The following is a 23,943-nucleotide window of genomic DNA, read 5'->3' on the forward strand; positions in this document are numbered from 1 at the left end:
TTAAAAAGATATTTACTGGTTTTGTAATAGGGATGGCTGTTTTTTCGGTATCCGCACAGAAAAAAAGTGCTTTTGATATGGAGAGAATTTTAAGAGAAGAGGCTTCTCCTTTATTAAATAGCATCCTTAACAGCCCGGAGCAGTACCAGTATCAGATCATTTATACTGAGATAAACAGGGACAAGCATAATAAGCCCTCATTCAAATATTACCATTACAATACTGACAGGGAGAGATATTTCTACCCGGCATCTACCGTAAAGTTGCCGACAGTGCTGGCTGCGCTTGAAAAAATTAATACGCTGAAGATTAACGGACTGAATAAGTATTCTGTTATGCTAACAGATAGTGCGTACAGCGGCCAAACACCTGTTTTTAAAGATTCAAGTTCTGCAAGTCAGCTTCCCTCAATTGCGCATTACATCAAGAAGATCTTTTTGGTAAGTGATAATGATGCTTACAACCGTTTGTACGAGTTTAATGGTCAGCAATATTTAAACGAGACCTTGTGGGAAAAGGGATATAAAGACATGCGCATAGTAAAACGCTTTATACCATTGAGAGAGGATCAGAACCGTCACACCAATCCTATTCGATTTTTTAAAGACAATAAATTGGTCTATGATCAGGGAGCTCAATTTAATCAAATCGCGTTCGACTTTAGCAAGGAGGCAAAAGTCGGGAAAGGGTATGTGAAGGGGAAAGAGCTGGTAAATGAACCAATGGATTTCACCCGGCATAATCGCTTCCCCCTCGAGGATCAGCAGCAAATGCTGCAGTCGCTCATGTTTCCGGGTTCGACAAGTAAGAAGGATTTTAATTTAAGTGAAGAAGATTACAAGTTCCTCTACACCTGCATGTCGCAATTGCCTTCTCAAAGTATTTATCCGAAGTATGATGGAAAAGAGTTTTTTGATAGCTATGCCAGGTTCTTTATGTACAGGGATTGCAAGCGACCGGTTCCTTCTAACCTAAGGATCTTTAATAAAGCAGGATGGTCGTACGGGTTCCTTACAGATAACTGTTACATCGCGGATATGGAGAACAAAGTAGAGTTTATGCTCACAGCCGTTATCTATGCGAATAAGGATGATATTCTGAACGATGACAAGTACGATTACGAAGAGGTGGGATATCCGTTCTTCCATGAAGTCGGCGAGATTATATATAAACACGAATTACAACGTAAAAGAAAACACAAACCCGATTTCTCTTTCGGGGAATAAAATGAATGGGCAGTATGGAAAATAAAGACTTAAATCAAATGGAGATTACTACAGAGAAAGACTCAATCTATAAAGATCTGGATAAGATGAGTGTGACGGAGATCCTTGAGAATATTAACAGGGAAGATCAAACTGTACCACAAGCAGTTAAGAGAGCTATTCCCCAAATAGAAAAACTAGCCGTAGCTGTATCAGAAAAGATGAAGGATGGCGGACGTTTGTTCTATATAGGTGCCGGAACCAGTGGAAGGCTGGGGGTAGTTGATGCTTCAGAATGTCCTCCAACTTTCGGTGTTCCATTTGATTGGGTGGTGGGAATTATTGCCGGTGGTGATGGGGCTATCCGTAAAGCTGTTGAGTTTGCAGAAGACGATATGGAGCAGGCATGGAAAGACCTGGAAGCATTTGATATAAATGAGAAAGATGCGGTAGTAGGTATTGCAGCATCAGGAACTACGCCCTATGTCATTGGTGGCTTAAGAAAAGCTAATGAAAAAGGTATTATAACGGGATGCATCGTTTGTAATTCGGGAAGTCCCGTTGCTGCCGAAGCAAGATTTCCTGTAGAGGTTGTTGTTGGTCCGGAGTTTCTCTCTGGATCCACACGAATGAAGTCGGGCACGGCTCAAAAGCTGGTTTTAAATATGCTTTCAACCACGGTGATGATTCAGTTAGGGAGAGTAAAAGGGAACAAAATGGTGGATATGCAACTCACAAATAACAAGCTTTTCCATCGTGGAGTGAAAATGATCATGAAGGAAACCGGAACAGATCAGCAAACAGCTACCACTCTTCTGGAACAACTGGGAAGTGTACGTAAAGCGATCAATAGCATTTATCAGGCCTCATAAAAGGAATAATTATGTCTCCCATTACCCTTCTTTTATTTTTAATAGCCTACTTCAGTGTGCTTATTGGGATATCTTATCTTACTTCCAGGGGTGCTTCAGATAACTCCAGCTTTTTTATCGCTAACCGGAATTCCAAATGGTACTTTGTTGCTTTTGGTATGATCGGTACCGCACTATCTGGTGTCACTTTCATTTCCGTTCCTGGGGCTGTTGCCAAGAGCGAGTTTGGCTACTTTCAATTTGTACTTGGGAACGCTGTGGGCTTTATTTTAATAGCTACTGTATTACTGCCACTCTATTACCAGATGAACCTGATCTCTATCTATACTTATTTAGAGCAGCGACTGGGATACTGGAGCTATAAAACAGGCGCAGCCATATTCCTTATTTCAAGGGTTATTGGCTCTGCTTTCAGGCTGTACCTGGTAGCTATCGTGCTTCAAAAATTTATTTTTGATGCCTGGAACGTTCCTTTTTGGGTTACCATAAGCATTTGCCTGATCCTGATCTGGTCTTACACCTTCAAGGGAGGTTTGAAAACGATCATTATTACGGATACGCTTCAAACTGTATTTCTTCTTACTGCTGTAATGCTTTCGATATGGTTCATCTCCGACAGTCTTAACCTGAATATTGGGCAGACTATTGAAACTGTAAAGAACAGCAGTTATTCAACTATTTTCCACTGGGATAATATCCTTGAAAGCAAGAATCATTTTTTAAAGCAGTTTTTGGGAGGAATATTTGTTACAGTTGCCATGACGGGCCTCGACCAGGATTTGATGCAAAAGAACCTGAGCTGCAAGAATATAGGTGAAGCGCAAAAAAATATGCTCACCTTTACTGCTGTTTTTGTAATTATTAATATCTTCTTTTTAAGTGTGGGCGCCTTGTTATATGAGTTTGCTGCTGCAAATAGTATTTCGGTTGCTGGTCTTAATACTCCGGATCATCTATATCCGGAAATTGCTTTAAATCATCTTAGTACCCTTCCCGCGATAATTTTCATGCTCGGCTTAACAGCAGCTACCTTTGCCACTACAGATTCTGCACTGACAGCTTTAACAACATCTTTTTGTGTTGATTTCCTTGGATTTGATAAGAAGGCTGACCAGGATAGTAAAAACCTTGTTCGGACCAGACATACAGTTCACCTGGCATTTTCTTTTGTCATGCTACTGGTTATTATGATCTTCAAGGTCATTAATGATGAGTCGGTTGTTAATGCAATTTTCAAAGCTGCAGGTTATACCTATGGGCCATTATTAGGATTATTTGCTTTTGGTATGGCAACTCGCAGGATGGTTAAAGATAAGATTGTACCTTTAATCTGTCTTATCTCACCTGTTCTGTCTTTTATAATTGATTCGAACTCGTTAGCATTTACAGGCTACTCAATAGGATTCGAGCTGATAGTAATAAATGGTCTTATTACCTTTCTTCTCTTGTTGTTAAGCAGTAATAAACAAGGAGAAGTTCAGTTTAAGTCACAGGAGCATAGGTCGGGATTAGTACCTGAACTAAGATAGTAATGAACACTGGTAAACTGTTAGAAACAATTCTTCCGTCTGAACGGATAAAAACAAGATTAATAGATCTGGTTGCATACGCCGCTGATGCCGGATTTTATCATTTGCAACCGAAGGCTGTGGTTCAACCGGTTTCAGAAGAGGAGGTTAAAGCACTTTTTCAATTTTCTAGAACACATAAAATACCACTTACATTCAGGACAGGAGGTACAAGCTTGTCCGGACAATCCATAACAGACGGGATATTGGTCGATCTGAGCCAGTATTGGAACAAAATTTTAGTTGAGGAATCAGGAGCATCTGTAAGGGTACAGCCGGGAATAACCGGAGCAATGGTAAATGCTCATTTAAAAAAGCATTTTAAAAAAATAGGTCCTGATCCTGCAAGTATTAACTCTGCAATGATTGGTGGGATCTTGTCAAATAATGCAAGTGGGATGTGTTGCGGAGTAAGTAAAAACTCTTATCACACTACTAAATACATAAGGTTCATTTTGCCGGATGGCAGATCTTATTCAACCGAAAACGCGGAAGATTATGTAAGGATCATTACCGAGCTGCCTGACTTGTGTAAAACCTTATTGTTACTTAGGGAACAGATCCTCGGCGACGATTCGCTACTTAATTTGATCCGGAATAAGTATAAGACCAAGAACACGGTTGGGTATTCGGTTAATGCTTTTGTCGATTATCAGAATCCGCTGGATATCCTTGCGCATTTGCTTATCGGAGCAGAAGGAACACTTGGATTTATTGCAGAAGCGGTGATGACAACGGTGCCTGATTATCCGGCTAAGTCTACTTCCCTGCTTTTCTTCAGCGATATTTACGCAGCTTGTCAGGCTATTGTGCCTTTAACTGTTTCAGGTGCTGAAGCTGTTGAGTTGATGGACCGCGCATCTCTGCGTTCTATAGAACATATGGACGGGGTTCCTGCAGTTATAAAATTCCTGCCCGAAACAGCAGCAGCCCTCTTGGTAGAGTATCAGGCTAACTCCGATGCGGAACTGCAGGCTAAGGTTAATAGTTTTCATAGTCTGGGATCTGATATTTCACTTCTGCATCCTGCCGAATTTACTACGGATCCGGTGCAGCAAGCCTTTCTATGGAAGGTTAGAAAGGGTATGTTTCCTGCTGTTGGAGCTGTACGAAAAAGCGGGACTACCGTTATTCTGGAGGATGTTGCTTTCCCTGTTGCCTCGCTGGGTGATGCTATTCTGGATCTGCAGGTATTGTTCAAAAAACATCAGTATGAAAATGCCATCATTTTTGGTCATGCTAAGGATGGTAATATTCACTTCGTTGTTACCCAGGCATTCGAAAGTCAGTTTGAAATAGAACGCTACGACAGCTTTTTAAAGGAAGTAGTGACCCTGGTTGTAGAAAAGTATCATGGAACGCTTAAAGCGGAGCATGGTACTGGTAGGAACATGGCTCCGTTTGTAGAGACTGAATGGGGAGGGGAAATCTATCAGATCATGAAAACCTTGAAAGAGGCGATCGATCCTGAAAACCTTCTTAATCCTGGGGTGATCATAAATTCAGATAAGAATGCTCACATAAAGAACCTCAAAGATCTACCTCGGGTGGAGGAGGAGGTTGACAAATGCATGGAATGTGGGTTTTGCGAACACAAATGTCCTAGTCGCGATATAACCCTAACGCCTCGCCGCAGGATTGTTGTAAGAAGAGCTATCCTTAAGCTGAAAAGGCAAGGTGATAAAAAACAGTATAAGGAATTATTGCAGCAGTATCAGTACGAGGGACTGGATACATGTGCAGTAGATGGACTTTGTGCAACTGCTTGTCCTGTTGATATCAATACCGGAATGTTGGTTAAGCGCCTCCGCAGAGAAAATCACAGTGAAACAGCTAATTCTCTTGCCTTATTTACGGCCAGGAACTTTAAGCTGGTCGAAAATTCCGTTAAGCTTGGAGTAGCTGGAGGCTTGGGAATAAACAGTCTTCTGGGTGATCAGTCTTTACTAAAATTAACTAAAGGGCTTAAGAAGTCTATACCTGCTGTACCGCTTTGGTCAAACCAGATAAAACTCTCGCCAAGCATTGTAAAGAAGCAGCCAAGGCAGCTTTCTGCAGGTGGGGTGGTGTATTTCCCGACTTGTATCTCGCGAGTGATGGGTGGCTCTGCAGATAAAAAGAAAAGTACCATTGAAACTTTTATAAGTATTTCAGAAAAGGCGGGAGTTGAGTTTAGGATTCCAGATGATATTTCAGGAACATGCTGCGGTCAGATCTATTCGTCGAAAGGATTCGGAAAGGCGTTTGAATATACAGCTAATGAAACGATAGAAAAGTTATGGAGATGGACTGAGCAGGGGAGGTTCCCTGTGGTACTTGATATCACTTCATGCACTCATACACTTCTTACCTGCAGCTCTGTGTTGACTGAGGCGAATAAACAAAAGTACGATCGCATAAAGATCATTGATAGCATTGATTATGTTCTAGACTACCTTCTACCTAAAGTCGACGTAAAGAAAACAAAGGATAAAATTGTATTACATCCGGTTTGCTCGCTTCAAAAGATGGGCTTGGAAGGCAAGTTTGTGAAGATAGCGGCACAGCTTGCTAAAGAGGTAAAGATTCCTATGCATTCAGGATGCTGTGGAATGGCTGGAGACAGGGGCTTTTTATTCCCTGAACTAACAGCAGCTGCAACCAGGCCAGAGGCGCTGGAGGTGCAGCAGCAGGAATTTGATGGATACTATTCGAGCTCAAAGACTTGTGAGATTGCAATGTCTGAAGCCGTAGGAAAGAATTACGAGTCGATAATGTGTTTGTTGGATGAGTGTATATAAATCTGTTTAATTAACAAATCATCAAAATATGTCGAGATTAAATCTCTTAGAAGAAACCAGATTTGAAAAACTACCTGTATCTATTTTTGCTGATAAAGAAACTGCATCGAAAGCTGTAGCAGCCCGGATTGCCAGTATTATTAGAGTAAAACAGGAAAAGTCTGAACATGCAATTCTCGGACTGGCAACAGGGGTAACACCTTTGCAGGTATATGCCGAGCTGATCCGATTGCACAAGGAGGAAGGTCTTAGCTTTAAGAACGTTATTACTTTCAATCTCGACGAATACTATCCTATGCAGCCAAGTGCTGAACAGAGCTATGTAAGGTTCATGCACGAGAACTTGTTTGACCATATTGATATTGATCCTGTCAATGTGAATATTCCGAATGGAACCTTGAGTCCCGAGGAAGTGAACGAGTTCTGCCTTCGGTACGAAAAAAAGATCTCCGACCTGGGCGGTTTGGATGTTCAGATCCTGGGAATCGGTCGTACCGGTCACATCGGTTTTAACGAACCTGGTTCTGCACCTAATTCGGGTACCCGTGTGGTAACCCTTCACGACCTTACCCGCCGTGATGCGGCTCATGATTTTGGAGGAAAGGAAAACGTTCCGGTAAAGGCGATCACCATGGGAGTGGGAACGATTTTCAAAGCAAGAGAAATTATCCTGATGGCCTGGAGCGGAAAGAAAGCCCCGATCATTAGGAAGGCAGTAGAAGGGGAAATATCTTCTGATGTCCCGGCAACTTATCTTCAGCTATCCGACAATGTAGAATTCGTTTTGGATCAGGACGCAGCAGCCAATTTGACCCGTTTCAATACGCCATGGTTAGTGAAAGACATGGTTTGGGATGAAAAGAACATCAGGAAAGCGGTGATCTGGCTGGCCAAGGCGATAAATAAACCAATCCTGAAACTTACAGAAGAGGATTATAATAACAACGGTATGGCCCAGCTGGCAACTGAGCAAGGCCCTGTTTACGATATCAATATCAGGATATTTAATGCAGTACAGCATACCATTACAGGTTGGCCGGGAGGAAAGCCAAATGCAGATGATTCACAACGGCCAGAGAGAAGGGATCCGGCAAAGAAAAGGGTGCTGTTGTTCTCTCCTCACCCGGATGATGATGTAATTTCTATGGGAGGAACCTTCATTCGCCTGGCAGATCATGGTCACGATGTTCATGTTGCTTATCAAACATCAGGAAATACAGCCGTATGGGATGATGATGTATTGCGCTTTGTAGAATTTGCTATAGATTTTGGAGCAACGCAAGGACAGGATACAGCTGATCTTAAAGGGCTGTATGCAGAAATGACAAGCTTCTTTGACCAAAAAACTCCAAACCAGGAGGATCTGAAAGAGATCCAGCGGGTGAAAGGTTTGATCCGTAAGGGGGAAGCAATTGCCGGTGCGCGTTATGCAGGTCTTCCTGATGATCATATTCATTTCATGGACCTTCCTTTTTACGACAGGGCAAAAAAGCAGAAAAAGGTAAGTTACGAAGATGATATCCTTCAAACAATGGAGCTTTTAAAGGCAGTAAAGCCACATCAGGTATATGCTGCCGGTGACTTTGCCGATCCCCATGGCACCCACAAGATCTGCTTTAATATTATCCATGAAGCTTTAAAAAGGCTTAAAGCGACCGAGGATTGGATTTCGGATTGCTGGTTGTGGTTATATCGTGGAGCATGGCATGAATTTGAGATCCATGAAATAGAGATGGCAGTACCACTTTCCCCACAGGAAGTAGAACGGAAGCGTATGGCTATCTTTAAACACCAGTCGCAAAAAGACAGAGCCGTATTCCCTGGAGACGATTCAAGGGAATTCTGGGTAAGGGCAGAAGACCGCACCCGCGAGACAGCCAGAGCTTACAATCAGCTTGGATTAGCTGAATATGAAGCAATCGAAGCATTTGTAAGGTTTAAATATTAAGCTTGGGTAAATAGTAAAATCCTCATACCATTTAAGGGCCTGATTTACGGGAAGTTATCTCTTGTTCAGTTAAAGTAACTTTAACCTTGTGTTATGATATTAATAGGCGGTAAAAGATTAAATAAGAGCTGATATATTTGCTCCCGCAATTGGATTTGCAACGCGTAGAGAGCTGATTGGGCAGTCGTAGAAGGTTCGAGTCCTTCCTCTACATCTTTTCATTTTGCTGTATCAAACGAAGCCCCGTAAGGGGCTTTCTTCGTAACACCTATTTTATCTATTCTTAACAACTAGTTAATATAGTTTTAACATCCTCTGTCTTTATTTGTAGCATGAGGAGTAACAGCGTTCCAATATATGCTATAGTGGAACTATTGATCAGGTTAGAAGAGTATAATCCTAAGATCGGCAATTACAAGGACCACGCAATCACAGAGAAAAATGTGAGAGTTACTACCTCTACCGGCCATATTTTATTTCCTCTTTCTCTTGTAATGAACCAGTTTCACAGTCCGGAAGCTATAGATGAAACAACCTTAAAGTTAATGGCCGTTAGCTACACTCCTGTCTAGGAGGATATATTCTGAAAAATTCACCGTCGAATTCCCTTCGTTCACCGAATAAACTAATTATACTGCCTAAATAATATTGTGGTATATTTCCGGTGCCATTACTTTTGAAGAAAATTCATATTAGATGAACAATATTAAAAACAAGGGTCCGGAATCGAAGAAGAAGAAGTGGGTAGGAATTATATTTCTTGTTGTAGGCTTATTAATGCTATCGAAACAGTTGGGAGTTTTTATTCCTGATTGGGTGATTAGCTGGCCAATGTTTTTAATACTAATTGGCGTATTAAGTGGCCGTCGTCATAATTATCAAAACCCGGGATCTTACGTAGTAATATTAATTGGTGTAGTTTTTCTGCTCGACAAAATATTTGACGGTGTAGATTTTCATGATTTTGCTTTTCCCATAGCAATTATGGGGCTGGGCTTATACCTTATCCTCGGCAAGAGGAAAAACTTCCGGAAACGCTTTGGTCAGGAGTTCTCACGGACTGATGAATGGGATAAGCGTGTTTTTGTGGAAGGTGAGCAGGACGGATCCGCAACGGGGCCAGTGACTGAAGGGGAGGCTGAACCGATAAAGGACAAATATGAGCGAACCACTTATTCTCCAGACGACTACCTGGATACCGTAGCGGTTTTTGGAGGGGTGAAGAAGAATATTGTATCCCGCAATTTTAAGGAAGGGGATGTGACGACAATAATGGGTGGGGTGGAACTAAACTTTATTCAGGCCGATATTCAAGGGACAGCAATACTGGATGTTACCCAATTATTTGGAGGAACCAAAATAATAGTTCCACAGCAATGGAAGGTTGCTTCTGAAATGGTGGCAGTTTTTGGGGGAGTGGAAGATAAGAGGCCAATAGTGCATGGGGCTGTGCCCTCCGAGGAGAAGATATTGATCATTAAGGGTACCTCAATTTTTGGAGGCATAGATATAAGAAGTTATTAGAACGCGGTAAAAGTTTATTTAGCTTGGCAGTTTCACCTTTTTCCTCGAATCGAATCCTAAGTGTTTTCGCAGTTGCTTGGGTCTTTTGGGTGCTTATGCACGCAGCGACCCTGTATTGGCTGGGTTTTGAGGTGGGAATGGCTGCTGTGGATGCTGTTGTGTCTTGCACACTTCTGTTACTTGCCTCGCTTGTAGTTAGCAATACGCTTCGCTTTTATACACCGGGAAAAGAGAGCTATATCAATATTGTTGCATGGTGTTTCCTACTGACTCTTATTTCAGTTTTTGTAAGTCGCTTTAGTCTGCTATATCTCTATTCTGATAATGCGATTTATGTTCGTGTATTTGAAAAATCCCTCATCATAAGAGCTTGTGTTGGCTTTCTTCTGATTACAGGTACAGCTGTCCTTAGTATTTTATGGAATACGCTTCAGGATCAGAAGGAGAATGAACAAAGGAAGACAGAAGCAGAGAGATTGGCCCGGGAAGCGGAATTATACAATCTGCGTCAGCAGCTTCAACCCCATTTCCTCTTTAATAGTTTAAATTCAATTAGTGCTCTAATTGGCCGGAGACCAGAGGAAGCCAGGAAGATGATTTATCAGCTGTCTGATTTTCTCCGGGGAACACTCAGAAAGGAGGAAAATGAATTCGTTACACTGGAGGACGAGCTGAATCACTTGCAGTTATACCTTGATATTGAAAGGGTTCGTTTTGGACATAGACTTGCTACGGAGATCACTAAAGAAGAATCCTGTGATACGCTTAGACTTCCTGCCATGTTATTACAACCTATTGTAGAAAATGCTATAAAATTCGGATTGTATGATACGGTAGGCGAGGTATCGATTATTGTGGGCGCCCGCTGTGTTCAAAATTACCTCGAATTGAAGATCCAAAATCCTTACGATCCTGAATCATCATTGCCTAAAAGCGGAACAGGCTTTGGTTTGACAGGGATAAAAAGACGGCTCTATTTATTATTTGCTCGCACAGATTTGATTGAAACTCGTGGAGAAAATAATATTTTTACGACTATAGTTCGAATTCCTCAATGATGACAAGGGCAATATTAATAGACGATGAACCTCTGGCGAGAGAAGTTGTAAAAGAATATCTTGAAGATTTTCCGGAAATAGAGGTCGTGGCAGAATGTAACGACGGCTTTGAAGGAGTTAAAGCTGTTGCACAGCATAAGCCAGACCTGATATTTTTGGACATTCAGATGCCTAAGATAACAGGGTTTGAGATGTTGGAGCTATTGGAAGAGCGTCCTGCTGTTATCTTTACTTCAGCTTTCGATGAGTTCGCAATTAAAGCGTTCGAAGCCCACGCTATAGACTATTTATTGAAGCCTTTTGCAAGGGACAGGTTTAAGAAGGCTGTAGAAAAATGGCTTGAACAAAAAAATCTGACAGAGGCAAAGCTGCAGGTTCAATCCCTGCTGGAAACTTCTAATCCGGCTCCTGGAAAAACGGAGCGTATTGTTGTAAAGTCGGGAAGTTCTATTAAAATCATACCCTCTACCGATGTTCGTTATCTTGAGGCTTACGATGACTATGTGAAAATTCACACCCCTGAAGGTGTTTTCCTTAAAAATAAGACCATGACTTTTTTCGAGAATAACCTTGATGAGAAGCATTTCGTGAGGGTGCACCGTTCTTTTATCGTTCAGGTCTCGCAGATCACTGGTCTCACTCCCTATGAAAAAGACAGCTATAAGGTACAGCTTAAGACTGGCGATAGTCTGCCCGTTAGTAAAACAGGCTACGGCAAACTTAAGCAGTTATTGCAGATTTAGCTGTACCCCCTAAACCACAAAGGGGAACTAAAAGCGTATTAAGCAAAGCCACCAAGCAAGTATTTCTAATCTGGTTCGATATTAAAAAGGGTAGAGTTACCAGTTTGCCCGTACGGAGTTAGTAACTAAAACTCAATAAACTGTTTTATCTGCTGGTTGGTAAATTTCAACGTATCTTCCTTGAATATATCTCCCTCTTCATTGAATTCCTTATGTATATGAGGAATATGAAGTTTTAAGGGAAGTACATGCATATTGATATAGTGGCAAACTCCTGTAAAGTGCTCTAGTCCTCTTATGTTACCATATTTCCCTGTAGAAACCCCAACTAGTGCAGTTCGTTTACCAGAAAAGCTTTCAGGGAACTTGCAAGCATCAATAAATAATTTTAAAATGCCTGGATAGCTGCCATTATACTCCGGGATAATGAAGATGAATTTTTTTGTTCTTGAAACTAATTCCTGCATTGGCTCCCATGCCGGAAGCTTGTGATTTTCGTACATCTCCGGGTGGACTAATCCTTCCGGAAGATTTTCAAGCGACAGTATTTCAGCGAGTTGATCCTGCTCGTAAAGCTTCTTCAAATAGTATTCAGCTAGCTTCAGAGTATAGCTTCCGGGACGATTGGTGCTGGCAACGATGGTTATCATTTGTGGATAATATGTGTAAAACCCGTAACAGGCTCTCCGATTAAATAGTTTAAAGTTTGTATCTTAGTCGATTGTTAGAAAGTTCTCGAAGGCGCAAAAATAGCATTTTAAATTGAGCGTTTTTGATTAATAAAATTGACAACAATCCGTAAATTATTAGGTAAGGAATGAGTAAGATTATTGCGATTGCAAATCAAAAGGGCGGAGTTGGAAAAACCACCTCATCTATCAACCTTGCGGCAAGTTTAGCCGTTCTGGAGTATCGCACTTTGTTGGTAGATGCGGATCCTCAAGCGAATTCAACATCAGGTATCGGGTTTGACCCGAGAGCTATAAAAGAAAGCATCTACGAGTGCATAATTAATGATGTTGACCCGCGCGACGCTATACAGAAAACAGAAACTCCGAATTTAGATCTTCTTCCGGCACACATCGATCTTGTAGGGGCGGAGATTGAGATGATCAATTTGACTGACCGGGAGTACAAAATGCGTGCAGTATTAGAAAAGGTTAGAGACGATTATGATTTTATTATAATAGATTGTTCTCCTTCTCTTGGTTTGATCACTATTAATGCTTTAACTGCAGCTAATTCTGTTATTATTCCTGTTCAGTGTGAGTATTTTGCTTTGGAGGGTTTAGGGAAGTTGTTGAACACGATTAAGATCGTGCAAAGCCGCTTAAATACCGACCTTGATATAGAAGGTATTTTGCTGACCATGTACGATGTGCGCCTGCGTCTTTCCAATCAAGTTGTTGAAGAGGTTAAAACCCACTTCCAGGAGCTGGTATTTGATACAATTATACAGAGAAATACACGTTTAAGTGAGGCACCGAGTTACGGGGTATCTGTTATTATGCATGATGCTAACTGTAAAGGATCAATCAATTATCTGAACTTAGCAAGGGAGATAATTCGTAAGAACGGACTAGTTAGAGAAGAAGAAAGTACTAAAGCAATAGTTAATTCATGACATATCAGAAAAAAACAGGATTAGGCAGAGGATTAAGCGCATTGCTGAACGACTCTGAACCCGCTCCTGCTGTTCCTTCAAAACCTCAGGCCCAGGCTCCTTCTGCTAAGGAGGATAATACTTCTCCCGGAAATATCAGTTTTATCAAAGTTACTGAAATTGAGGTTAACCCTTTTCAGCCCAGAACAGAATTTGATCCGGTTGCATTAAATGAACTAGCTGAGTCTATTCAGGTTCAGGGATTAATTCAGCCGATCACCGTAAGAAAGGTTTCTGATAATACCTATCAGCTAATTTCTGGTGAAAGAAGGTTAAGAGCATCAAAAATTGCCGGAATTGACGAAATTCCTGCTTACATACGCACAGCTAATGACCAGCAGATGCTGGAAATGGCACTGATTGAAAATATCCAGCGCGAGAACCTTAACTCTATTGAGGTTGCTTTAAGTTTTCAACGAATGATCGACGAGTGTAATCTTAAACAGGAAGAGCTTGGCGACCGTGTTAGTAAAAATCGTTCTACTGTTACAAATTATCTACGTTTACTAAGACTTCCGCCTGCAATTCAGGCTTCCATCAGAGATAATCAAATCTCTATGGGCCACGCTAAAGCTATTCTCGGTTTAGACGATGTTGATAAACAGTTGTTTATCCATGATGAAATAATTAAACAGGGACTCTCTGTTCGTAAAGCCGAGGAATTGGTTCGTGATATTCAGCAGGAAAAGAAGAAAAAAGGCCCAGCTCAGAAGCAATTGTTTGCTCCGGAATACCGGAAGATTGAGGATGACCTGGCTTCCAAGTTTGCAACCAGGGTTAAGCTAAAAGTTCAGGGAAAAGGAAAGGGCGCCATTGAAATACCATTTGTGTCGGAGGATGATCTTAGCCGAATTCTTGAATTATTAGACTGGTAATGCAATACTTGAAAGTTCTTTTACTACTAGTGTTTTTTTCTGTTGCGTCAACGGCCTTCGCTCAAATTGATGAGAGGGTGCTGCGGGTGGATTCTACCTTAATTAATCCTGATGCAAAAAAGGATACTGTCTTCAACAGGAGAAAAGACTCAGTAGTAAATTTACGTTCTGCAAACAAGTTAGAGGAAAGGCCTGCAGTGGTGAAGGACTCTGCTCGTTTGGCCCTGGAAAGGCTTTCGAAAATAGCTACCCGCCGTTCTTTGATGATTCCAGGCTGGGGGCAGATCACTAATAAACGGTGGTGGAAAGTACCAATACTTTACGCTGGATTTGTAGGACTGGGACTCGTGATTGATTTTAATCAGAAAAATTATAAGGAATTGCTCTCGGAGCTGCGTTATAACGACAGGGTGAAGAATGATACGACGGTGAAGCAAAAGTGGCTTAACCCAGCTTTTGCCAATTACAACTATAATAATATCATTGACGCAAAGGATTATTATCGTCGTAATCGCGATCTCTCCTATCTTGTTATAGGTGCCCTGTATGCCGTGAATGTAATAGATGCTTATGTTGACGCTACCTTCTTTAGATTTGACGTAAGTAAAGATCTGTCACTGAAGCTTACTCCATCTTTCAATCCTACCTACGCCTCATCATCAAGTCCGTCTTTTTCGCCTGCTATCAAGCTCCAGCTTTCTTTTAAGAGCAGAAAAAACGATAGCTACAATTGAATTTTTTATAGCATCTTTAATGCGGATTATTGTGTCTTTGTGGACCACCATGCCTGCATTTGCGAGAAATGGGTCTAAAAGCGATAGAAAATGAGGTGGGATCACCAGAAATATTAAACGAAAATTTAGTTAAAATGAGAATAGCCCTTTTAGGTTATGGTAAAATGGGTCGCATTATTGAAAAGTTTGCTCTAGAGCGCGGCCATGAGATTGTTCTTAAAATCGATGAAAATACTCTTGATCAACTAACTACAGAAAACCTTAAAAAAGCAGATGTCGCCATTGATTTCAGTACGCCTCATTCTGTAATGTCAAATATTAATGCTTGTTTCGCCGCAGGCACTCCCCTTGTTGTGGGTACTACTGGATGGTACGAGCAGATGGAGGACGTGAAGAAAAGATGTGAAGAGAGTAACAATTCTCTTTTATGGGGCTCTAACTTCAGTATCGGAGTTAACATATTCTTTTTTGTTAATAAGGTACTTGCAAAGATTATGAACCCTTACCCTCAGTATGATGTTCAGGTTGAGGAGATCCACCACATTCATAAGCTCGACTCTCCAAGTGGAACTGCAATTACTATTGCTGAAGGTATTTTGGAAGGTGTTAGCTCTAAAAAAGAATGGGTGAATAGTTTGGTAGGTGGAGCAGAGGAAGTTGTTGCTAAGCAAGATCAGTTATTGATTGAATCACATAGAATAGAGGAAGTTCCCGGTACGCACACTGTAATTTACAGTTCAGAAGTTGATGAGATTGAATTCAAACATACAGCTCACAGCCGTGCAGGATTTGCTTTAGGTGCTGTTATTGCTGCAGAGTGGCTGAAAGACAAAAAAGGATTTTATTCCGTTAAAGATATATTTGATTTTACTATTTAATAAAAGCTAGATGGCATCTGATTCTTTTGGCTGGTTGTTATATCTCCTGCCCATTGTATTGTTATTTCATGTTGGCTTGTGGAAGCTTTTTGAAAAAGCCGGCAGAAAGGGCTGGGAAGCGCTAATTCCATTTTACAATGCATACGTAATGATTGAACTTACAGGTCGACCTAAATGGTGGATCGTTTTGTTTTTTATTCCGGTTATTAACATCATTGCAGCTATTGCCTTGATGTTGGACTTTGCAAAGTGTTACGGAAAGTTCGATTTCATAGAGCATGCAGGCGTAATTATAGTTCCTTTTATTATGTTTCCAATATGGGGATTTGATAAGAACACGCGTTACCTTGGAAAATCATTGACTGAGGATTTTAAAAAGGCGCATCCTTTTAAGAAGTCCGCCGGCAGGGAGTGGGCAGACGCTATCGTTTTCGCTGTAGTTGCGGCTACGCTAATTCGTAGCTTCCTTTTAGAGGCATATACCATTCCAACAGGCTCCATGGAAAAGTCGCTGTTAATTGGTGATTTCCTTTTTGTCAGCAAGGTGAATTATGGAGGGAGAGTACCAATGACCCCTGTAGCTTTTCCTTTTGCACATCACACGATGCCCGGTACTTCTAATGTTAAAGCATATTGGGACGGAGTACAATTAAAGTATCGTCGCTTGCCGGGTTTTGAGACTGTAGAAAGGGGCGATGTGGTAGTATTTAATTATCCGGAAGGCGACACTGTGGTTGTGGAGACACAGGCTGAAGCAAGTTACTACCAGCTGGTAAGGCAACTGGGCCGCGATGCGGTACATTCAAATCCTAATTTTACAATTGTAGTAAGGCCGGTTGATAAAAGGGAAAATTATATTAAGCGATGTCTAGCTATTGGCGGAGATACTTTAAGTATTGTCAACGCTCAGGTTTTTGTTAACGGTAAACCTGCAGAGAATCCTTCTCAAGGACAAAAGGCTTATTATGTCAAGTCTAACGGTACTGACTTCAATCCTCAAACGCTTTTGGATATGAATATCTCTGTTAGCCAAGCTACTGCGGATGAGTATTATTTTAACATGACGAAGGCTGAATCTGAAGAGATCAAACGTTGGTCTAATGTGAAGGAAGTACGCCCGATCGTTAAATTAGTAGGCGATTATGATCCAATGGTCTTCCCTCACGACGCTAACTTTAAATGGAACCAGGATAATTTTGGTCCCTTGATCGTCCCGAAAAAGGGATGGACAGTAAAGCTTGACAGCGCCTCCATTCCTGTTTATAAAAGAGCTATTCAAGTTTATGAAGGCAATAAGGTGGAAGAACAAAACGGCCGTTTGATTATCAACGGCAAGCCTGCTGATTCATATACTTTTAAAATGAATTATTACTGGATGATGGGAGACAATCGTGATAATTCCTTAGATTCCCGTTTTTGGGGCTTTGTACCCGAGGACCACGTGGTAGGAAAAGCTTTATTTATCTGGATGAGTCTAAACGAAAATGGAAGCTTCCTGGGTAAAGTAAGATGGAACAGATTGTTTCAAGGAATACATTAATTGAAATGATATAAGTAAAAAGCCCGGTTCAAAACGAACTGGGCTTTTTATTTATATAAACTATTTCTGTTTGTTTTCCAACCAGGTTCTGGCATTTGTAAAGGCCTCCATCCATGGAGAGACTTCATCTTTACGACCATCTGGGTAATTCGCCCATTGCCATTGAAGTAGTGATCTCTCGATGTGAGGCATAGTTACTAGATGGCGTCCTGTTTCATCACAAAGCATTGCAGTATTATAGTCTGAACCGTTCGGACAGGCAGGATAGGTCTCGTAGTGATACTTACCTACTATCTGATATCTGTCTTCTGTATGAGGTAAGATGAAGCGGCCTTCACCATGTGATACCCAAACCCCGAGCGTAGAGCCCGCAAGGCTAGACAGCATTACAGATTTGTTTTCCTGAATAGTTAGTGCAGTGAAAATACTCTCGTGTTTCCGGCTTACGTTATGCATCATTTTCGGCTTCTGATCATGGTCCATATTGATCAGTCCTAACTCTACAAAAAGTTGACATCCATTACAGATCCCTACAGACAAAGTATCTTCACGTTTAAAGAAGTTTTCAAGTGCAATCCGAGCTTTTTCGTTGTACATAAATGCTCCTGCCCAGCCTTTCGCTGAACCAAGAACGTCTGAGTTGGAAAATCCTCCAACTGCGCCGATAAATTGAATATCCTCCAAAGTTTCCCTTCCTGAAATCAGGTCGGTCATATGCACGTCCTTCACATCAAAGCCAGCCATGTAAAGCGCATTGGCTAATTCCCTTTCAGAGTTGCTTCCCTTTTCACGAATGATAGCAGCTTTAATCTTTGGTTTACTAGCATCTATTACTGGCTTCTGACCATTAAAGGAAGCAGGGAACGTATATTTTAATACGTGATGTTTGTAATTGTCATAGCGCTCTTTTGCGCTTGTAGCGCCGCTTTGTCTGATATCAAGCAGATACGATGTTTTAAACCAAACGTCTCTTAATTCAGCAATGTCAAAGCTGTAGTTGTCCTCGCCGTTCTTAAGTTGCAAGGACCCTTCTGAGGTACTTTGTCCGAGAAGATAAAAAGGAACCTTATTTTCCGTTAAAACTCCTTCAACCTCTGATGAGGCCTGGAATACGATACCAATATTTTCAGCAAAAAGGACCTTGATCGTATCTGGTTCCGCTAAGGGACTGAGGTCAATTTTAGCACCAAGTCCGTTATCTGAAAAGCACATTTCGAGTAAGGTTGTGATCAAACCCCCGCTGCCAATATCGTGACCTGCTTCGATCTTGCCATCTTTGATCAATTGCTGGATAGTATCAAATGCCGTTTTAAATGCTTCGGCATCCTGCATATCTGGGGTTTCATTCCCGATCTTATTTACAATCTGCGCGAATGAGGACCCTCCAAGTTTGAAAGTGTCGTTAGAAAGATTGATGTAGTAAATATTCCCCCCGTCTTTCTTTAACACAGGTTCAACTACCTTACGAATATCAGAGCAATTTGCTCCGGCAGAAATAATAACAGTACCAGGTGCAATAACATCCTCGTCTTTGTATTTCTGTTTCATGGAAAGGGAATCTTTTCCCGTAGGAATATTGATGCCTAAGTCGATTGCAAAGTTTGAACAAGCTTCTACAGCTTCGTACAAGCGTGCATCTTCACCGGCGTTTTTACAAGCCCACATCCAGTTAGCTGAAAGTGAAACACTTTTTAATCCGTCTTTTAGCGGAGCCCAAACAATGTTAGAAAGCGCTTCTCCAATAGCGTTTCGGCTACCAGCAGCCGGGTTGATCAACGCAGATACGGGAGCATGACCCACTGAAGTGGCGATCCCTTCTTTACCCTGAAAATCCAGGGCCATAACTCCACAGTTATTTAAAGGTAGTTGTAACGGACCAGCACACTGTTGTTTAGCAACACGGCCACCCACACACCGGTCAACTTTATTTGTCAGCCAGTCTTTACAAGCAACAGCTTCCAGTTGCAATACCTGTTCCAGGTAAGATTGAAGTTGTGCTTTATCATAGGTGACCGGCTGGTAGGAACGAGCGATTGATTTGTCTTCCATCACCATTTTTGGCGAGCTTCCAAACATATCCGACAGCGCAAGGTCCATTGGTTTTTCACCTGTTGTGGACGACTGGAATGTAAAGCGATGATCTCCGGTAACATCTCCAACTGTATACATTGGCGAGCGTTCGCGATCTGCTATTTTTTGTAAGGTCTCAATGTCTTGTTCTCCAATAACTAATCCCATTCGTTCCTGGGATTCATTACCAATGATTTCTTTAGCAGAAAGAGTTGGGTCTCCGACCGGTAGTTTATCCAGATCTATTTTGCCACCTGTCTCTTCAACAAGCTCGGAAAGACAGTTCAAGTGCCCACCTGCACCATGATCATGAATCGATATGATCAGGTTGTTATCGCTTTCCACCATTCCGCGTACCGCGTTTGCAGCTCTTTTCTGCATTTCGGGATTAGAGCGTTGAACAGCGTTCAGTTCAATCCCTGTTCCGTGTTCTCCGGTATCTGCAGACGAAACCGCAGCTCCCCCCATTCCAATCCGGTAGTTTTCACCACCAAGGATTACAATTTTGTCTCCGGTTTTAGGCTTTTGTTTCTGAGCCTGGCTAGCTTTTCCATAACCTATTCCACCTGCCAGCATGATAACTTTATCATAGCCAAGCTTTCTAGGAGATTCAATACCATCAGTTTTTTCGTCGTGTTCGAACGTTAACACAGATCCCGTGATCAGAGGCTGGCCGAATTTATTTCCGAAATCGGTTGCACCGTTAGATGCCTTTATCAGGATATCCATTGGCGTTTGATAAAGCCATTTTCTTTCCTGTGTTGCATGTTCCCATGGACGGTCTTTTTCAAGGCGGGATAAGGCTGTCATATAAACAGCTGTCCCAGCCAGAGGAAGTGCCCCTTGGCCACCTGCTAGTCTGTCCCTGATCTCTCCACCCGAGCCAGTTGCAGCTCCGTTAAAGGGCTCGACAGTAGTAGGGAAGTTGTGCGTTTCTGCTTTTACCGAGATTACAGATTCAAACTCTTTGATCTCATAAAAATCAGGGACATCAGCCCGTTTTGGCGCAAATTGTTGAACAACCGGACCTTTGATAAAAGCTACGTTGTCTTTATATGCAGAAACAATATCGTTAGGGTTTGCTTCTGAAGTTTTACGGATAAGTTTGAATAAAGACGTTGGCTTTTCTTCTCCATCAATAATGAATTTACCATTGAAGATCTTATGTCGGCAATGCTCCGAATTCACCTGAGAAAAGCCGAATACTTCTGAATCAGTAAGGGGACGCCCAAGTCTTTCCGAAAGTTGGTTCAAGTAGTCCACTTCATCATCACTTAAAGATAGCCCTTCCTGCCTATTATAGGCAGCAATATCTGAGACCGGTAAAACAGGTTCAGGCTCAATATTAATTGTAAAAAGATCCTGACCTAGTCCCTTGTACTTCTGAGAAAGCATTGGATCATAATCAGTGAAATCCTCTTTTACAATTTTAAATTCCTCAATCCTGATTATACCCTGAATATCCATATTCTGGGTAATCTCCACAGCATTCGTACTCCAGGGCGTAACCATTGCCGCGCGAGGACCAACGAAGAAGCCGGTTAATGCTGTTTCCTGTTGTAACTTGGCGTTGCCGAAAAGCCATTCAAGTTTTGTAATGTCTGTGGAATTAAGTTCCCGCTCAATTTGTACTGCGAAAACTATATCAGGCTGATTGAAAAAGAAATGAAGCATGCTTATTTTTTCCTGAATGTTGATTGTTTGTTTGTGGCCACAAAGCACCTGCTGTTTACTTTATATCCTTTTGTGGGCGTCTGCTCATGCAGGTTTTTTGAAGCCGCAAAGTTAGCGTTAAAAATCGAAATTGGTTGTAAAAAGGGTCACATTCTGCAGGTTTTATAGTGTGTATCTGCAGGTTTGCTGTTTTTACCTGGATTTAGGGTGATTCGAAAATACAATTCTTTTTATAGGCACTTTAACTTTTTTCCGCCAGTAGAACAAGTATTATTCTGATTCGGCAACTAAGTTTAAAATCCTAAGTTTGCAATATGAGAAACGAAAGACCTACTATTTTGGTGGTTAATGATGATGGTATTGATGCGCCGGGAATACAAACCTTGCTTGAAGCAATGAAAGAGCTGGGGAATGTAGTGGTTGTTGCTCCTGATGGACCTCAGTCGGGAATGGGGCATGCTATCACCATTAGTCGTCCCCTGCGTTTGGATAAGGTCCATATTTATCCCGACGTAGAGATGTACAAAAGCTCGGGTACGCCAGCGGATTGTGTAAAACTTGCCGTGAATAAAGTTCTGCAGGGGAAAAAGCCTGACTTATGTGTCTCAGGGATAAATCACGGATTAAATCATTCCATCAACGTCATCTATTCTGGTACTATGTCTGCCGCTGTTGAGGGTGCTATCGAGAGTATTCCATCGATCGGCTTTTCCTATGATGACTTTACCTATGATGCTGACTTCAGTAAATGTGTACCTTATGTTAAAGCCATTGCCAGGCAGGTTCTTGAGCATGGGTTGCCCCAGGGTACCTTATTAAACGTGAACTTTCCAAAAGTTAAAAATATCAAGGGTTTAAAAATCTGTCGTCAGGCAAATGCAAAATACGCAGAAGAATTTGATGAAAGACTAGATCCTCATAAACGGAACTACTACTGGCTTACGGGAGTTTTTCAGCACAACGACAAAGGTGAAGATACGGATGTTTGGGCTTTGGAAAACGGATATGCATCTGTAGTACCAGTACAATTCGATCTTACTGCGCATCATGCAATTCCTTATTTAAATAGCTGGGATATCAATGTTGAATCGTGATAATGTTTGGTTAGGGACAGTATTGGGACTGATTCTACCAGGAATAGCATTCCTTGTAGTCGAAGTACTAAAGATGAACCTAAATGTTCTTAAAAAGGCAGATCTTCTGTATATAGGTTGTGTGGCCTTGAATCTTCTGATCGTGAAATATTACGCCAACAGGTATATGGAGTCTACAGCAAGAGGGATCATAGGCTCCACCTTCATATGCGCGTTCATCTTCTTTTACTATAAGATGCAATCATGAAGTATTACCTTATAGCAGGAGAAGCGTCGGGAGACCTTCACGGGGCTAATTTAATGCGTGCTTTAAAAGCAGAAGATAAGGCAGCTGAGTTCAGGTTTCTTGGCGGAGATCTTATGGTTGCGCAAGGCGGGGAAATTGTAAAGCATTACAGCGACATGTCATACATGGGCTTTGCAGAGGTAGTACTGAACCTTCGAACTATATTAAAGAACATGAAGCATGCGAAAGCAGATCTCTTAAGATTCAATCCAGATGCCTTAATTCTCATTGATTTTCCTGGGTTCAACCTTAAGATTGCCGAATTTGCTAAACAACATGGGATAAAGGTTTACTACTATATTTCGCCAAAAGTATGGGCTTGGAATCAAAAGCGCGTATTGAAAATCAAGAAAGTGGTAGACAAGCTTTTCTGCATTCTTCCCTTTGAAGTTGATTTCTACAGAAGTTGGGGCATGGAGGTGAATTATGTAGGAAACCCCTTACTTGATGCTATCGCTGCTTTTAACCCGAACGAGAGGTTCAGAAGCGAGCATGGATTGGATGGAAGAAAGTTGGTAGCGCTATTGCCAGGCAGTAGAAAGCAGGAGATTTACAAGATCCTTCCTGATATGCTGGAAACAGCTTCCCGTTTTCCTGATTATCAATTTGTAATAGCAGGGGCGCCCAGTTTTGATGTTGTGTTCTATTCTCAATTTATTAAGGGGAAGGATATACCAGTGGTTTTCAACAGCACTTACGATTTGTTATCAAATTCTGAGGCAGCTATAGTAACCTCAGGAACTGCAACGTTAGAAACAGCATTATTTCATATTCCAGAAGTTGTTGTTTATAAAACAAGTGCTATTTCTGTTGCTATTGCCCGAATGGTGATCAAAATCCGTTTCATATCTCTCGTCAATTTAATTATGGATGAATTGATAGTAAAAGAGTTGATTCAGGAGGATTGTAATTCCGATAAAATAGGAGAGGAGTTGGAACGCCTTTTATCGGGCAGTTACCGTGAAAAGATGTTAAGGAATTATCAGGTGTTGTCGGAAAAGATGGGTTCGCCGGGAGCGTCCGAAAAAACCGCCAGGTTAATAGTAAAAAGCCTCGATGAAACTTAGTTCACCGAGGCTTTTCTTAATGACTCCAGGTTGTAACAACAAAAATCAAACTTATCAACCTAACAAAAATAAATCAACCTATCTCACAAACAACCTAAACCTAACCCAAAGTCAAATATTATTTCTGCAACCTGTTTCCGCTTTGATTTCTAACAGGAACCAGGGCAGGTGTTTTCTTTCTTAAACCATTCACAAAGTCAGAAACCAATTCTTTTAATCTTTCAAACATATTAACCCCTTTTCTTAGTAATTGTAAACTTAATTAATTACGAGCCGAATTCAAAAATATTGTTCACTGTCAGATATTTAATTGATTTCTAAAGGCCTATTTCCTTACTACGTTTGCAAGGTATAAAGGTTCGCT

19 protein-coding genes are annotated in these 23,943 nt (G+C 41.4%); 17 read left to right on the forward strand and 2 right to left on the reverse strand.

Features of this window, described 5'->3' with window-relative positions; all coding sequences use genetic code 11:
• The first annotated feature begins 77 nt into the window (after positions 1-77).
• The 9 genes from J4N25_RS11790 (at position 78) to J4N25_RS11830 (ending at position 11,698) form a co-directional block, all read left to right on the forward strand.
• A complete protein-coding gene (locus J4N25_RS11790; protein WP_242695874.1) occupies positions 78-1,226 on the forward strand; it encodes a serine hydrolase in 1,149 nt (382 codons plus the stop codon).
• Positions 1,227-1,264: 38 nt separating this feature from the next.
• Positions 1,265-2,077, forward strand: a complete 813-nt coding sequence (gene murQ / locus J4N25_RS11795) for an N-acetylmuramic acid 6-phosphate etherase (protein ID WP_207422481.1) — start codon at positions 1,265-1,267, stop codon at positions 2,075-2,077.
• A gap of 11 nt (positions 2,078-2,088) precedes the next feature.
• On the forward strand, positions 2,089-3,606 hold the full coding sequence (locus J4N25_RS11800) for a sodium:solute symporter (RefSeq protein ID WP_207422401.1): 1,518 nt from the start codon (positions 2,089-2,091) through the stop codon (positions 3,604-3,606).
• A gap of 2 nt (positions 3,607-3,608) precedes the next feature.
• On the forward strand, positions 3,609-6,425 hold the full coding sequence (locus tag J4N25_RS11805; RefSeq protein ID WP_207422402.1) for an FAD-binding and (Fe-S)-binding domain-containing protein: 2,817 nt from the start codon (positions 3,609-3,611) through the stop codon (positions 6,423-6,425).
• A gap of 28 nt (positions 6,426-6,453) precedes the next feature.
• The gene (nagB, locus tag J4N25_RS11810) at positions 6,454-8,373 is read left to right on the forward strand and encodes a glucosamine-6-phosphate deaminase (RefSeq protein ID WP_207422403.1); all 1,920 of its coding nucleotides are present in this window, start codon (positions 6,454-6,456) and stop codon (positions 8,371-8,373) included.
• Positions 8,374-8,705: 332 nt separating this feature from the next.
• Positions 8,706-8,945, forward strand: a complete 240-nt coding sequence (locus tag J4N25_RS11815; protein ID WP_207422404.1) for a hypothetical protein — start codon at positions 8,706-8,708, stop codon at positions 8,943-8,945.
• 124 nt (positions 8,946-9,069) lie between these two features.
• A complete protein-coding gene (locus tag J4N25_RS11820) occupies positions 9,070-9,897 on the forward strand; it encodes a LiaF transmembrane domain-containing protein (RefSeq protein ID WP_207422405.1) in 828 nt (275 codons plus the stop codon).
• Between the two features lie 95 nt (positions 9,898-9,992).
• Entirely contained in the window at positions 9,993-10,955 is a 963-nt protein-coding gene (locus J4N25_RS11825; protein ID WP_207422406.1) for a sensor histidine kinase, read from the forward strand.
• A complete protein-coding gene (locus tag J4N25_RS11830; protein WP_207422482.1) occupies positions 10,955-11,698 on the forward strand; it encodes a LytR/AlgR family response regulator transcription factor in 744 nt (247 codons plus the stop codon). The genes J4N25_RS11825 and J4N25_RS11830 overlap by 1 nt, the downstream gene beginning before the upstream one ends.
• Positions 11,699-11,823: 125 nt before the next feature.
• Here J4N25_RS11830 and J4N25_RS11835 read toward each other — a convergent pair whose 3' ends face one another.
• A complete protein-coding gene (locus tag J4N25_RS11835) occupies positions 11,824-12,348 on the reverse strand; it encodes an NADPH-dependent FMN reductase (RefSeq protein ID WP_207422407.1) in 525 nt (174 codons plus the stop codon).
• Between the two features lie 167 nt (positions 12,349-12,515).
• Between J4N25_RS11835 and J4N25_RS11840 the strand changes: the two genes are divergently transcribed.
• The 5 genes from J4N25_RS11840 to lepB all read left to right on the forward strand — a co-directional run bounded on the left by J4N25_RS11840 (position 12,516) and on the right by lepB (position 17,388).
• Positions 12,516-13,322 (forward strand): ParA family protein, encoded by an 807-nt coding sequence (locus J4N25_RS11840; RefSeq protein WP_207422408.1) that lies wholly within the window; start codon positions 12,516-12,518, stop codon positions 13,320-13,322.
• Positions 13,319-14,236: a ParB/RepB/Spo0J family partition protein gene (locus J4N25_RS11845; protein ID WP_207422409.1), complete on the forward strand. Its 918-nt coding sequence runs from the start codon at positions 13,319-13,321 to the stop codon at positions 14,234-14,236. Before J4N25_RS11840 ends, J4N25_RS11845 begins: the two co-directional genes overlap by 4 nt.
• On the forward strand, positions 14,236-14,970 hold the full coding sequence (locus J4N25_RS11850) for a DUF5683 domain-containing protein (protein WP_207422410.1): 735 nt from the start codon (positions 14,236-14,238) through the stop codon (positions 14,968-14,970). Before J4N25_RS11845 ends, J4N25_RS11850 begins: the two co-directional genes overlap by 1 nt.
• A 134-nt stretch (positions 14,971-15,104) precedes the next feature.
• Entirely contained in the window at positions 15,105-15,848 is a 744-nt protein-coding gene (dapB, locus tag J4N25_RS11855; protein WP_207422411.1) for a 4-hydroxy-tetrahydrodipicolinate reductase, read from the forward strand.
• Positions 15,849-15,858: 10 nt separating this feature from the next.
• The gene (gene lepB, locus J4N25_RS11860) at positions 15,859-17,388 is read left to right on the forward strand and encodes a signal peptidase I (RefSeq protein ID WP_207422412.1); all 1,530 of its coding nucleotides are present in this window, start codon (positions 15,859-15,861) and stop codon (positions 17,386-17,388) included.
• A gap of 60 nt (positions 17,389-17,448) precedes the next feature.
• Here lepB and purL read toward each other — a convergent pair whose 3' ends face one another.
• Positions 17,449-21,132: a phosphoribosylformylglycinamidine synthase gene (gene purL, locus J4N25_RS11865; protein WP_207422413.1), complete on the reverse strand. Its 3,684-nt coding sequence runs from the start codon at positions 21,130-21,132 to the stop codon at positions 17,449-17,451.
• A 314-nt stretch (positions 21,133-21,446) separates the two neighbouring features.
• On the opposite strand from purL, the gene surE reads away from it, so the two are divergent.
• Genes surE through lpxB form a run of 3 tightly spaced genes read left to right on the forward strand, consistent with a single transcriptional unit; the run spans position 21,447 to position 23,579 of the window.
• Entirely contained in the window at positions 21,447-22,226 is a 780-nt protein-coding gene (gene surE / locus J4N25_RS11870; protein WP_207422414.1) for a 5'/3'-nucleotidase SurE, read from the forward strand.
• A complete protein-coding gene (locus tag J4N25_RS11875) occupies positions 22,213-22,473 on the forward strand; it encodes a stationary phase survival protein SurE (protein WP_207422415.1) in 261 nt (86 codons plus the stop codon). The genes surE and J4N25_RS11875 overlap by 14 nt, the downstream gene beginning before the upstream one ends.
• The gene (gene lpxB, locus J4N25_RS11880) at positions 22,470-23,579 is read left to right on the forward strand and encodes a lipid-A-disaccharide synthase (protein WP_207422416.1); all 1,110 of its coding nucleotides are present in this window, start codon (positions 22,470-22,472) and stop codon (positions 23,577-23,579) included. Before J4N25_RS11875 ends, lpxB begins: the two co-directional genes overlap by 4 nt.
• Positions 23,580-23,943 lie beyond the last annotated feature (364 nt).

Source organism: Desertivirga brevis (assembly GCF_017355835.1).

Excerpts from the sequence above, each read along its gene's own strand:
- J4N25_RS11790 (WP_242695874.1), top strand. The coding sequence starts at position 78 with ATGGAGAGAATTTTAAGAGAAGAGGCTTCTCCTTTATTAAATAGCATC.
- murQ (WP_207422481.1), top strand. The coding sequence starts at position 1,265 with ATGGAGATTACTACAGAGAAAGACTCAATCTATAAAGATCTGGATAAG.
- J4N25_RS11800 (WP_207422401.1), top strand. The coding sequence starts at position 2,089 with ATGTCTCCCATTACCCTTCTTTTATTTTTAATAGCCTACTTCAGTGTG.
- J4N25_RS11805 (WP_207422402.1), top strand. The coding sequence starts at position 3,609 with ATGAACACTGGTAAACTGTTAGAAACAATTCTTCCGTCTGAACGGATA.
- nagB (WP_207422403.1), top strand. The coding sequence starts at position 6,454 with ATGTCGAGATTAAATCTCTTAGAAGAAACCAGATTTGAAAAACTACCT.
- J4N25_RS11815 (WP_207422404.1), top strand. The coding sequence starts at position 8,706 with ATGAGGAGTAACAGCGTTCCAATATATGCTATAGTGGAACTATTGATC.
- J4N25_RS11820 (WP_207422405.1), top strand. The coding sequence starts at position 9,070 with ATGAACAATATTAAAAACAAGGGTCCGGAATCGAAGAAGAAGAAGTGG.
- J4N25_RS11825 (WP_207422406.1), top strand. The coding sequence starts at position 9,993 with ATGCACGCAGCGACCCTGTATTGGCTGGGTTTTGAGGTGGGAATGGCT.
- J4N25_RS11830 (WP_207422482.1), top strand. The coding sequence starts at position 10,955 with ATGACAAGGGCAATATTAATAGACGATGAACCTCTGGCGAGAGAAGTT.
- J4N25_RS11835 (WP_207422407.1), bottom strand. The coding sequence starts at position 12,348 with ATGATAACCATCGTTGCCAGCACCAATCGTCCCGGAAGCTATACTCTG.
- J4N25_RS11840 (WP_207422408.1), top strand. The coding sequence starts at position 12,516 with ATGAGTAAGATTATTGCGATTGCAAATCAAAAGGGCGGAGTTGGAAAA.
- J4N25_RS11845 (WP_207422409.1), top strand. The coding sequence starts at position 13,319 with ATGACATATCAGAAAAAAACAGGATTAGGCAGAGGATTAAGCGCATTG.
- J4N25_RS11850 (WP_207422410.1), top strand. The coding sequence starts at position 14,236 with ATGCAATACTTGAAAGTTCTTTTACTACTAGTGTTTTTTTCTGTTGCG.
- dapB (WP_207422411.1), top strand. The coding sequence starts at position 15,105 with ATGAGAATAGCCCTTTTAGGTTATGGTAAAATGGGTCGCATTATTGAA.
- lepB (WP_207422412.1), top strand. The coding sequence starts at position 15,859 with ATGGCATCTGATTCTTTTGGCTGGTTGTTATATCTCCTGCCCATTGTA.
- purL (WP_207422413.1), bottom strand. The coding sequence starts at position 21,132 with ATGCTTCATTTCTTTTTCAATCAGCCTGATATAGTTTTCGCAGTACAA.
- surE (WP_207422414.1), top strand. The coding sequence starts at position 21,447 with ATGAGAAACGAAAGACCTACTATTTTGGTGGTTAATGATGATGGTATT.
- J4N25_RS11875 (WP_207422415.1), top strand. The coding sequence starts at position 22,213 with ATGTTGAATCGTGATAATGTTTGGTTAGGGACAGTATTGGGACTGATT.
- lpxB (WP_207422416.1), top strand. The coding sequence starts at position 22,470 with ATGAAGTATTACCTTATAGCAGGAGAAGCGTCGGGAGACCTTCACGGG.